Annotated in this window: 10 protein-coding genes, 1 tRNA gene and 1 pseudogene; 3 read left to right on the forward strand and 9 right to left on the reverse strand. The window is 58.9% G+C overall.

The features are described 5' to 3' along the window. Window positions 1–76: 76 nt before the first annotated feature. The 7 genes from L8U58_RS09755 to L8U58_RS09785 form a co-directional block, all read right to left on the reverse strand. A complete protein-coding gene (locus L8U58_RS09755; protein WP_269955240.1) occupies window positions 77–1,750 on the reverse strand; it encodes a serine/threonine-protein kinase in 1,674 nt (557 codons plus the stop codon). A 2-nt stretch (window positions 1,751–1,752) separates the two neighbouring features. Continuing rightward, a complete protein-coding gene (locus tag L8U58_RS09760; RefSeq protein ID WP_034980847.1) occupies window positions 1,753–3,201 on the reverse strand; it encodes a peptidoglycan D,D-transpeptidase FtsI family protein in 1,449 nt (482 codons plus the stop codon). Continuing rightward, a complete protein-coding gene (locus L8U58_RS09765; protein WP_034977942.1) occupies window positions 3,198–4,505 on the reverse strand; it encodes an FtsW/RodA/SpoVE family cell cycle protein in 1,308 nt (435 codons plus the stop codon). The genes L8U58_RS09760 and L8U58_RS09765 overlap by 4 nt, the downstream gene beginning before the upstream one ends. 3 nt (window positions 4,506–4,508) lie before the next feature. Continuing rightward, entirely contained in the window at window positions 4,509–6,071 is a 1,563-nt protein-coding gene (locus tag L8U58_RS09770; RefSeq protein ID WP_269955241.1) for a PP2C family protein-serine/threonine phosphatase, read from the reverse strand. Next, window positions 6,068–6,565, reverse strand: a complete 498-nt coding sequence (locus L8U58_RS09775; RefSeq protein ID WP_070550522.1) for an FHA domain-containing protein FhaB/FipA — start codon at window positions 6,563–6,565, stop codon at window positions 6,068–6,070. The genes L8U58_RS09770 and L8U58_RS09775 overlap by 4 nt, the downstream gene beginning before the upstream one ends. A gap of 147 nt (window positions 6,566–6,712) precedes the next feature. Continuing rightward, on the reverse strand, window positions 6,713–7,873 hold the full coding sequence (locus L8U58_RS09780) for a DUF3662 and FHA domain-containing protein (protein ID WP_269955242.1): 1,161 nt from the start codon (window positions 7,871–7,873) through the stop codon (window positions 6,713–6,715). 34 nt (window positions 7,874–7,907) lie between these two features. Beyond that, window positions 7,908–8,054, reverse strand: coding sequence for a hypothetical protein (locus L8U58_RS09785; RefSeq protein ID WP_155271130.1), 147 nt, complete (start codon window positions 8,052–8,054; stop codon window positions 7,908–7,910). Window positions 8,055–8,265: 211 nt separating this feature from the next. On the opposite strand from L8U58_RS09785, the gene L8U58_RS09790 reads away from it, so the two are divergent. Next, a tRNA-Leu gene (locus L8U58_RS09790) sits at window positions 8,266–8,348 on the forward strand. A gap of 202 nt (window positions 8,349–8,550) precedes the next feature. Here L8U58_RS09790 and L8U58_RS10290 read toward each other — a convergent pair. Next, a pseudogene (locus tag L8U58_RS10290) lies at window positions 8,551–9,054 on the reverse strand (IS1249 family transposase); the annotation flags it as partial. Window positions 9,055–9,128: 74 nt separating this feature from the next. Beyond that, on the reverse strand, window positions 9,129–9,605 hold the full coding sequence (locus tag L8U58_RS09795; RefSeq protein WP_034973576.1) for a MarR family winged helix-turn-helix transcriptional regulator: 477 nt from the start codon (window positions 9,603–9,605) through the stop codon (window positions 9,129–9,131). Between the two features lie 101 nt (window positions 9,606–9,706). Between L8U58_RS09795 and L8U58_RS09800 the strand changes: the two genes are divergently transcribed. Together L8U58_RS09800 and L8U58_RS09805 are read left to right on the forward strand one after the other, a co-directional pair. Further along, the gene (locus L8U58_RS09800) at window positions 9,707–10,177 is read left to right on the forward strand and encodes a cupin domain-containing protein (RefSeq protein WP_080716062.1); all 471 of its coding nucleotides are present in this window, start codon (window positions 9,707–9,709) and stop codon (window positions 10,175–10,177) included. Window positions 10,178–10,260: 83 nt separating this feature from the next. Further along, window positions 10,261–11,436 carry an MFS transporter gene (locus L8U58_RS09805; protein WP_034980836.1) on the forward strand — a complete coding sequence of 392 codons (1,176 nt, stop codon included), beginning with the start codon at window positions 10,261–10,263 and terminating at the stop codon, window positions 11,434–11,436. Window positions 11,437–11,475 lie beyond the last annotated feature (39 nt).

Here is an 11,475-nt window from a genome sequence, read left to right on the forward strand (position 1 = left end):
TAACAAATCCTAGTCGAACTTGTTGTAGGGACATAGTTGTATGGGCTGTGTTCCTGGTTCCTCGGCCTTAGTTTTTCTACAGAATCGGCTGGTTGTTGGTCTCTAGATTCGGTTCGCGGAGCTCCCCGGGCAGGTCGTTATCCGCCGACGTGGCGTTGTCGTTGGTGTTCGGGCGGTTAGGGTTATTTGGTCGGTTGGGGTTATTCGGCCCATTCTGCTCGTCCGGCGAATTAGGTGCGGCGGTGGGCTCGCCGCCGCCCCGGCCGTTGGGGAAGGTCGGGAATGTCGGGAAAGAGGGGCTGGACGACTCGGACGTCTCCGTACTTTCTTCAGAGGTCTCGGGTCGGCGGGTCTCCCGGCTATTAGCTGTGTTCGTCGGGCCAGGGTTAACTGTTGCTCGTGGCACCGTTCCACCCTGACCTGTCGTTCCTTCTTCTTCGGTCGGGCTCGTCGTGACCTCGTTGGTCACGGTCATGGTTTCGGGGTTGGGAGCTTCGTCCTCGCCGCCCTTGGTCAGCAGGTACGCCGCAACCAGCAGCGCGGCGATGCTGACCAGCGCTAACACGGCGATGATCAAGCCGTTCTTTTTTTGTGACGCCCCCTGTGTCCCCCTAGCCCCTTGCGCCAGTGCGGGGTTGCCGGTTCCCGTGGCGGGCGCGTGCGAGGACGGGTATGCCGCGTTGGAGTAACCCGAGCCGGGGTAGTTCGAGCCGGTGTGGTTCGAACTGGTGTGGTTCGAGCTGGGGTAAGGCGAACCAGGCTGCCCGGTGCCTTCCGTGGAAGGCACGCGGGTTCCCGGACCGGTGGCTACGTTCCCTAACTGCTCGGTCAGCGGGTGCGGTTCCGTGCTTACTTCCGGAACATTGTGCGGCGGTGGCGGCTGCTTCCCTTCGGCGACCAGCACTGTGGCGGCCGCGAGCTCCGCGCCATCGGCGTAGCGGGTGCGTGGGTTCTTACGCAGGCACACCTTGATAAGTTCCCGCAGGTTCGGGCTGATGTTGTCCGGCAGGTCTGGAGGTGTTTCGGAGATGTGCTTGATGGCCACAGAGACAGTTGAATCGCCGGAAAATGGGCGGTATCCGGCCAACATCTCAAAACCAACCACGCCGAGGGAGTAGACGTCACTGGCTGGGCCGACCTGATCACCCTGGGCCTGTTCCGGGGAGACGTACTGGGCTGTGCCGACGACCATGCCGGTACGCGTCAGCGGCACTGCGGCGGCTGCCTTGGCGATGCCGAAGTCGGTAATCTTGACCATTCCGTCGGAGGTAATCAGCAGGTTGCCTGGCTTGATGTCGCGGTGCACCAGGCCGGCGGCGTGGATGGCCTGCAGCCCCGCAGCGGTCTGAGCCAACACGTCCAACGCCAGGTTCTGTGGCAGCGCGGATTCGCGCGACAACACATCGGCCAGGGATTCCCCGCGGATGTATTCCATGATGATGTAGCAGAACACCGTCCCGTTATCGGGGTCCTCGACCTCGCCGGAATCGTAGGTGATCACCACGTTGGGGCTGGATAGATCCTGCGCTGCCTCGGCCTCGTTGCGGAAGCGCGCGCGGAACTCTTCATTTTCCGTGTATTCCGGGCGCAGAATCTTGACCGCTACGTCGCGCTCTTCTTCGCCATCTCGGGCCAGCCACACGGTGGACATGCCACCGCGGCCAATGACCCACTGCAGCTCGTAGCGCGCACCCAGCAGCCGCTGTGTGCGCTCGATTTCCGTGCGGTCGGGTTGTTGGGAATCGCTCATGGCTACTGCTGCTCCTTCTCAGCTGCATGGATGACGGCACGTCCGATGGGACCAGCCACCGAGCCACCGGTTGCGGCCTGACCACGGTCGCCACCATTCTCCACGAGAACCGCTACCGCCACGTCGGCGCTGGTGGAAAACGCGATGTACCAGGCATGCGGCTTCGAGTTGCGGGAATCCTCACCGTGCTCGGCGGTACCCGTCTTCGAGGCGATGGAGGCATCCCCACCGGCCCACTTCTCGGCGTCCACCATCAGTTCCTTCAGCGTGTCGGCCGTCTTCTCCGGGATCGCCCTGCCCGCCTTCTGCGGCTTGGTGGTGCGCAGGGTGGACAGGTCACGGCCGGTGATCTTGCTGACCAGGTAGGGCTTCATGCGAACACCGCCGTTGGCGATGGTGGCGGCGATGACCGCATTCTGCAGCGGGGTCAGCGCCACGTCGCGCTGGCCGATGGAGGACTGGCCCAGCGCTGCATCGTCGGGGATGTCGCCCAGGCGGGAGGGCTCCAGGGGCAGACCCAGGTAGTCGTCCTTCTCGCCCACGCCGAAAGCACGGGCGACATCTTTGAACTTATCCGTGCCGTGGCGGTTGGCCATCTCCACAAATGCGGTGTTGCAGGAGCGCTTGAAGGCCTCGCGTAGGGTCGTGGTGCCGCCTCCGCCGCAGGCCGCCCCGCCGTAGTTCTCCAGGGTGGTATTCGTACCCGGCAGAGTGATCTGGGACGCGGCGGTCACAGAGGTATTCGGGTTATCGCCGTCATTCAGAGCAGCGGCGGTGGTGATCACCTTGAACGTCGAGCCCGGAGGCTGGATCTGCTGCGTCGAGCGGTTCAGCAGGGGAGAGGACTCGTCCTGCGCGTAGTTGTCGAAGTTCGCCTTCGCCTCCTCCGCCGGAGGCCCGACAATCCTGCCCGGGTCGGCAGAGGGGGTGCTGGCCATCGCCAGCACCTCGCCCGTCGAGGGGCGCAGCGCCACTACGGAACCTGAGTAGCCCTTGTTGGCCAGCTGATCGTAGGCGACCTCCTGAACCTTCGGGTTCAGGGTCAGCTCAACGTTCGCCCCGCCGACTTCCTTACCCGTCAGCATGTCCCATGTGCGGGTGGCGAATAGGGAATCGTCTTCACCGGTGAGGATGGAGTTCTGCGAGGACTCAATGCCCGATGCACCGTACTGATCCGACAGGTAGCCGATGACGGAGCCGTACTTGGCGGACATGTAGGGATATTCACGGTCGTAGAAGTCCTCGGAATCCTTCACCGACTGCGCCAGCACCTGGCCGCCGGCGGTGATCCTGCCGCGTTCCTGCGACTTGGCCTCTAGGAATTGACGCGAATTCAGCGGGTTATGCGCCAGCGACTTCTGCTGGAAGGCCTGGATGTACGTCAGGTTTGCGATCAGAGCCATGACCAAGATGAAGCTAAAGATGGCTACCGCGCGGATGGAGCGATTCATGCTTCCTCTCCTTCCTTGATGGCCTGGGGCGTGCGGGCGTCATGAGAAATACGCAGAATAATTGCCAACAGTATGTAGTTCGCCAACAGCGACGAACCACCGTGGGAGAGGAATGGCGTGGTCAGGCCCGTCATGGGAAGCAGGCGCGAAATACCGCCCGTGACCACGAAAACCTGGATGGCGATTGTCAGCGCCAAGCCCGCGGCGACCAGCTTGCCGTAGGAATCGCTGGCCCGCATAGCGGTGTTGAATCCGCGGGAGACGAACACTGCATAGAAAAGCAGCACGGCGGCCAGGCCGATCAGTCCTAGTTCCTCGCCGATAGCAGCCAGGATGAAGTCGGAGTGCGCGACGGGGATGTTGTTCGGGTAGCCCCCACCCAGGCCGCGACCGGTCACGCCGCCGAAGGACATGCCAAACAGGGCTTGGGAAAGCTGGAAGCCGTTGCCGTCGTAGTTCGCCAGGGGGTCGACGAAGTTGGACACGCGATCCTGAATCTTCGCCGAGATCTGGTACACGCCGAATGCGCCGACGAAGGCCAGACCCAGGCCCAGCACCAGCCACGAGGCGCGGTTGGTGGCAATGTACAGCATGCCCAGCACGGTGCCGAACAACAGCAGTGCGGGACCGAAGTCGTTCTGTGCGGCCATGATCATCAGGGCGATGCCCCACACCAAGAACAGCGGACCCAGGTCGCGCAGGCGAGGGAACTGCAGCCCCAGGAAGGACTTGCCGGCAACGGTGAACAGGCGGCGCTTATTCACCAGTAGCGCGGCGAAGAACAGCAGCAGCATGATCTTGGCGAACTCGCCGGGCTGGATGGAGAACGGGCCGATACTGATCCACACGTTCGCATCCGCGTTCAGGGAGGTCGGCCACACGATCGGCAGGGCAGTCAGAATCAGCCCCGCCAGACCCAGCAGGTAGGAGTAGTTCTGGAGCGAACGGTGATCCCTTAAAAAGCCGATCACCAGGCAGAAAAGGATCACGCCCAGGGCGGTCCACATGATCTGCGATTTGGCTAGCTCGCGCCCCGACCCCAGGTCCAGACGGTAGATCATCACCAGGCCCACGCCATTTAGCAGCGCGGCGATGGGCAGCATGATCTGGTCGGCCTCCGGGGCGGTCCAGCACACCACCAGGTGCGCGACCAAGAACGTCGCAAAGAAACCTCCGACCAGGTAAAACACTTCGGAGGTGATTTCCTTACCCTGGGAGATCTCCAGCGCCACGATGGCCAGCAGCAGGATAATCGCAGCCAGCAGCAGTAGACCGGCCTCAGTACGTCGGCTAAAAAGCTTCATAGGCTACTTCACCTCGCGGCAGGACACTCCGGGGGTCGTGAGGTCCGCCGGATCGCCGCCGCTGCGGCGCTCCGAATCGTTGCGGTCGTCCTTCTTACTTTCCTTATCGGAAGGCACCCGCGTCACACACACCGGCAGAGTTTGCTCCGCCAGCCGATTCACCTGGCTGACGACCTTCTCGTAGGAATCCTCCGGCAGATCCTCCAGCGCGCCCTGCGCTGCCGGGGTGAGGTCGGAGGTCGTAAACAGGTGGCAGCCATCGCCTGCACCCGGATCCACTAGCTTTGCCGTGCCGTCGTCTTCCAGGCAGATGTCCTGTTTAACGGAGTTCAGCTTTATACCCAGCACGGAGGCATCGGTGCCGTTCATAACTTTGATCTGCGAGTTTTCCTCCGCCACGTAGTACGTGTCTTTGATCCGTTGGTACGTGATGTAGCCCGCCGCGGCTGCGCCCAGCACTACGACTAGGACGATCGCGAGGGTAACCCACAGGCCGCGCCGGGACTTCTTGGGTTTATCGGTCTTGCCGGATTTGCCGGCGCCCTTTCCGTCATCGCGACCTTCGGTGCGGGCCGCCGTGCGGGTTACGCCGGGTGTCGCTGGTTCGGTTTCGTCGTCTACTTCGTCCTTTTTTGGTGACGCCGTCGTCGTCGATAGTCCCTGAATTGCCGCTGCGCGGGCCGCCGAAGAATTCGGGCGTGGCATATCCGTTGCCTCCCCCGCAATAGCGCCCGCCAACACCGGGCGGGGTGGGAGGGTTAGCTCCGGATCTGTGGGGGTGTTGGAGTCGGCGTCGAACCCAACAACATCAGCGACAACGACCGTGACGTTATCGGGGCCGCCACCGCGCAGCGCCATCTCGACGAGCTTGCGGGCGGCCTTTTCCGGTGTGCCGTGGGAGAGAATTTCGCGGATCGTGTCGGGGCTCACCGGGTCCGAAAGTCCGTCGGAGCAGAGCATGAATCGGTCGCCGACCTGCGTCTTTTCGCGCCACAGGGTGGGCTCGACGGGGCGGCCGGTCAAGGCCTTGAGGATCAGGGAGCGCTGCGGGTGGCTGCTGACGTCCTCGGGAGCGAGCTTTCCTTCATCGACGAGGGACTGGACGAACGTGTCGTCCTTGGTGATCTGGCGCAGATTGCCGTCGCGCAACACGTAGCCGCGGGAATCGCCGATGTGGCAAATGGCCACTTCGTCCTCGCGGAAGAGCATGGAGGTCAGGGTGCAGCCCATGCCATCGAGGTTCGGGTGTTCGTCGACGTGTGCGGCGATGTCCTGGTTACCTTCATCGGTGGCCGTGGCCAGCAGGTTTTCCAGTTGATCGCGGTTGTCGGGTTCGTCGATCAGCGGGGAATCCAGGGGGCTGAGCGCATTGATGAGGAACTGAGAGGCAACCTCGCCGGCCGCGTGGCCACCCATTCCGTCGGCCAGAGCCAGCAGGTGTGGCCCGGCGTAGGCGGAGTCCTCGTTATTGCCGCGGACCAGGCCACGGTCGGAGCACGCCGCGAAGTTCAGTGTGGAGCCGGTGTCGGCGGGGCCGCCGGCGTTGCCTTTCGTGCCGTCGGTCATGCGTCCATCCTCACGTGGGTCTGGCCGATGCGGATTTCCATACCGGCGGAAAGCTTAACGGGCTGGTCCAGGCGCTCGTTGCCTACCCACGTGCCGTTGCGGGAATCGAGGTCTTCCACGTACCAATCGGATCCGCGGTGGATCAGGCGGGCATGGGAACCGGAGGCGAAATCGTCCTCCAAGACCAAAGTGCAAGACTGCGAACGGCCGATGGAGATTTCCTCGTAGCCCTTGAGGTTTAGCGTGGTGCCGGTCAATGGACCAGAAGTCAGTTCCAGGGAACGGGGGGCCTTGTGCCTGCGGAAAGCGGAACCGGAGGACGAGGGTTCGTTCATGGGCGGCCCATAACCCGCAGCGACCGGTGCCATTCCGGCCGGGGCGAGCCCGGAAGTTCGGTCTGCATCCTTCTTGAGGGAGCGAACTGTCATCCAGATGAAGAACCACAGCAAAAGCAGCAGGCCAATCTTGACCAGCAAAAGCAGCGTGGTCTGCACGGTTTTCAACTCCTCAAACAAGGTCGGCTAGCGCTTCGACTAGCAGGGCTGCACATGGCCAGTGGGCCACATGTGTATGTGAATAGCCTAGTTTAGATGACCCCGGAGGAGTAGACGAGAAAAGAAAAAGGATTCGATTCGGGGGCGTTAGTGGAACTCAACCCCAATTTCGGAGTGCCCCATCGAAATCACATCGCCGTTGGCCAGCAGCCAATTTTCGATCGGAGTGCCATTGACGGACGTGCCGTTGGTGGACTGTAGATCCGTCAGGATGGCATCGAAGCCATCCCAGGTAATGTCCGCGTGCTGGCGGGAGACACCGGTATCGGGAATGCGCAGATCCACCCCGTTGCCACGGCCAATGATGTTGCTGCCCTTGCGCAGTTCATAGGTGCGATCCGAACCGTCGTGCAGGGTGAGGGTGACCTTTAGCTCGCCTTCGCCCTCGCCCGCGCCTTCGCCGCCGCGGATGGGGGAAGGTGTGGTCTGCGCGATGACTTCGGTGCCCGGGTAGCTGGCTGGGTGCTCAAAATTGTCGGCGACCTGCTCTTGTGGCTGGGCTGGTGACTGCTCTTGTGGCTGGGCTGGTTGGTTGGGCTGCTGAGGCTGGTTCTCCGACTGCTTACGGGCGAAATCCGGGGAGGCGTGGTGCACGGCTGCGGCCCCGCCGAGTCCCGCGGCGCCGGCTGCGCCAGTTGCGCCTGTCGCTCCGGCTGCACCGGAAAACTCATTACCGGCGCTGCCTTCCTGGTTCGGTGCTTCCGCTGGCGAGACCAAATCTCCCAGAGACCTGCCCGCGCCCGAATCGTCAGTTCTGTTGATCGGGTTGCTGTTGTGACTGTGGGCGTCATAATCCTGCGACACCAAAGAGCGCTCGCCGGACTGCGACGACGGCCACGCCGGGTGATCAGCGTCATCGGCAGCGTGAGGCACATCGAAACGCGCGTCGGCGCGCATCTGGCCGGAGTGCAGGCCCTCGTGGGCAGAAAGATTCACCTTGACCGGCTCGTTAGTTCGCCAGCCCTGATTACGGATGAAACGGCTGAGGCGATCGCCCATCTCCTCGGCCAGGCGCGGGCGGGACTCGGTGAGGCTGGCGTAATCGCGGGTGCTGACCAAAACCTGGAAGTAGCTGGGCGCCAGGCGGCGACCCTGGGCATCTGTCATGACGGATTCCTCTGCATACTGCTTAAGAACCTCGTCGATCTCGGTCGGGACAACCTCGCCGCCGAAGACACGTGCGAAGCCGTTATCCAACCCGCGCTGCAGCGAGTTGTCGAGCTTCTTGATACGTCCAAACAGACTCATTGTCCGTAGTCCTCCTGTGTCATCCTGTGTTTTTCTAATGCAGTCGCATGCCTGTAGCGCCGTAGGCGAAACAGCTGGTCAGCAGTTTGCCCAGGCGCCGGGTGGCAGGTTGTGCTGTGCAAGTCGCGCCCCGTCGCTGCGAGTACGTCCACGAGGCAGACATGCGCGAAAAATCAGTCACTGTGCGAGTGTGTAGTTGGCCATTATAGGGGCAATGCCGGGTATCGTGCACTTTCTAGCAGGTCAGAGGCGATTTTTGGAAGCGCGCATGCATCGTGCTAGAGTTTCATTTCGTTGCCAGCGGGCATCGCTTCCAGTTCGGAATGTTGAGCTTTAGCAGGCAAGACAGTGTAAACACTGTGGTGAATACCATGTGTCCTACATAGTCACTCGGGCGAGTGGCGGAATGGCAGACGCGCTGGCTTCAGGTGCCAGTGTCCTTCGGGACGTGGGGGTTCAAGTCCCCCTTCGCCCACAGCAAGCAGTTGAACAAACTGCGAGACCGGGAGTAACAAACTCGAATGGGTTCGTGACTTCCGGTTTCTTTCTTTTTCTAAACTTTACTGGTCGAGGATTGTAAGTGCAGGGAACAGTTTTCGGGGAGCTATGATGTGGTGGTTTGTGAGGTGTGTTCAACGGTTACGTAGGGACGCGGACGCACTTTTTATCCTTTAACCCTCAACAGGGGTCTTCGGCCACAGGTGGCGTAGTCCCTCAAGTCCTCCGGAATCCTCATCACAGGTCGCCAGTTTTGGTAGGGCTAGTTCGTCCAGCAAGCGCATGCAGGATCAGGAGGATTCTTTCGTATACCAGAACCAGTTGGTGACACGGCAGGAGTCAGTGGCCACGACAAGGACCTTGGCGTTGAAGTAGGTGCCGTCGAAGAAGATTCGCTGCTTTTCAACGCTTAGGGGAGGTCAGATAAGCCAGAACGTTTTGAAGCGGCGTTGCAAAGTTCGCAGTGAAACTCCACAGTTTTTAGCTGGCTCTGCTAGGCTGTGGCCTCACATGAGCCTAAAGATGAAAAGGCGGAGCCGTTTGGACTGTACTGCGTCGTCGTTGACGCGGGTGAGGGTGGCCTTGCAAGTGCGGCATCGCCATCATTGGCGACCAGCACTTGTCATTTCGTGTTTGGTGCACACCTCGCTACAGATGGGGGATCGAGGAGGATCCTTACTCATCCTCTCATCGTGAACCAAGGTAGCTAGCACGCCAGAATGGCCAACCATCTAACCTCGCCAACACATCCTGTCGTTTAGACTGGGCTTTCTTTGCTCCAAGATCGTAGCAATTCGAGCAGTTCATCCTGTTGTGTACTGGACAGGTGGTTGAGGGCTTTTCGCTCAGCTGTGGCATGGGCTTCAACGATGGACATTATTCGGTCGTGTCCTTCTGGCGTTAGTGTCAGAGTTTTTCCTCGCTTATCGCTAAGATTTATTTCTTCATCAATGAGTCCTTGCTTTTTGAGCTTGTTAAGTCTTCCGGTAATACCGGCCTTTGACAGAAGTAGGGCGTGTGCAAGTTGTCCCGGGGTGATGTTTTCCTGGCGGAGGATCGTTGCTAGAACATCGAAGTCGCCCGGAGCTAATTCAGCTTGTTTATGGATGGTCGTCACTTCGTTTTTGATTGCTCTTAACAGATGGGTGAGGCGAAGGGTTGTTTCCATTGCATCCACATCGACGTGGGGATTTATCCTCGTCCATTTGTTCATGGCTGTGGAGATGGGGTCCATTTTGTTCCTTTCGGGTTGCTGAAACTTAGTGTAGCGCTTGACAAAAGAAGTTCGGTAGCGAACTATATAGTTCGTCAGCGAACAACCAATGGAGATTTAAGATGTTAATTTCTGAACCCGAAATAGTGGCAGATGCTTCCTCCTCTCGCCTTCCGAAGGCAAGATTGCTGGTGGATGCCTCGGATGCAAAAGGGCATGTGAGTGTACAAAATATTCAACTTTTTGATGGGGGTGAGGGAGCCGTTCCACATCTTCATAAGATTTCGTGTGAGTTCTTCTACGTCACTAAAGGGGAACTGGAGTTTTGGGAGGATGGCCACATTTACCAGCTAGGTGCGGGTGATTGCGCATTGGTTCTTCCGGGTGTTCCTCATGCTTTTGGAGCCGCTAAGGGTAGCGATGCGGATGTACTGGTAACTATCGCACCCGGTGTGGAGAGGTTTGAGTATTTCCGTATCTTGGGAGGGATAATGAGTGGCAAGGCGCCTGAAGATGAGCTTGCCCGTCGAGAAGATGAATTCGATACGTATTTTGTGGAAGCACAAGATTGGAAAGCGCATAGAGGAGGATAGGGAGCCAGAATCTACGTTGATTGCACTCCGGATGTAGGGAGACCGGACTGCGAGCATTTTAGGAAGATTGATTATTGCCAATCATGTCGAATCGGAAATCGAAAGCAGATATACCAGTCCTACAATTGACAGGGTTAGCGTTTGCCGCTTTCTTGGCCATAATGACCGAGACCATTCCTACGGGGGTTTTGGTTGATATGGGTGAGTCCTTTGGAACGACAACGGGAAAAGTAGGACAGTTTCTAACCGCTTATGCAGCTGGATCTGTGGTGGCTGCAATACCGGTGATGACAGCAACTCGAAAAATGCCGCGTAAGCGTCTTTTGGTTATAGCTATCATGGGGCTTGGCGTTTTCAACGCTCTCACTGCTATTACTTCGTATTTGTGGTTAGCCTTTCTTGCTAGGTTTCTTGCCGGTATGGCTGGAGGCGTCGTTTGGGGCCTTGTGGCAAATTACGCTCGGAGTATAGTCAGTTCGGAAAACCAAGGTCGCGCACTTGCCATTATCGGTTTTGGGCAGCCTTTCGCCTTAGCTTTTGGAGTCCCGCTTGGTGCATTAGGGGGTCAACACTTTGGTTGGAGATTGACGCTCGGCATGCTAACAGTTGCATCCATCGTTTTGGCGTTATGGATTATGTTTACAGTTCCTCCCCGGCCGGGACTTGTTGGAGATGGCCCAGGAACCAAAGTTCTTAAGAGATCGATTTTGATGCCTGGTGTGATGGGGGTGCTTGTAGCGCTCTTCGGCTGGACAGTAGCGCACAACATGGTTTACACGTACATTCAACCTTTAACTAGTGGTGTGGGAATAGCTCTTGGCGTAGATGTCGTGCTTCTATTTTTCGGGATTTCTGCGGGGATCAGTATTTTACTTACTGCTGTCGTTGTAGATAAGAGATTGTTCCTGACTGGTCTAATCTCAGGCGCGTTGATGCTTTTAGGATTCTTGCTCTTGTCGGTACCGGCAGCTCCCAACTATTTTTTCATTTCTGGAATAATCGTCTGGGGACTGGGGTTTGGTGGTGCACCGACAGTTCTGCAGACTGCCTTAGCCAGAAATGCAGTTAACTTGGCAGACATTGCACAGTCCTTTTTCGTTACTATCTTCAATTTTGGTGTAGGCATCGGTGGTGCGCTCGGAGGGGCAATATCGAGTCTTTGGGGTGCTTCTGCCCTTAGTATTGGTGCAGGGGTGATGTGTGTCTTAGTTTTCGGATTGCTCGTTGTGAGGAATAGAGATTTCGGAAGGCAGCTTTGAGAGCTAGGCCACACGCAGGTCGGGAGGTGCTTCTCAAAG

The organism is Corynebacterium macclintockiae (assembly GCF_027570165.1).
Lineage (GTDB): Bacteria > Actinomycetota > Actinomycetes > Mycobacteriales > Mycobacteriaceae > Corynebacterium > Corynebacterium macclintockiae.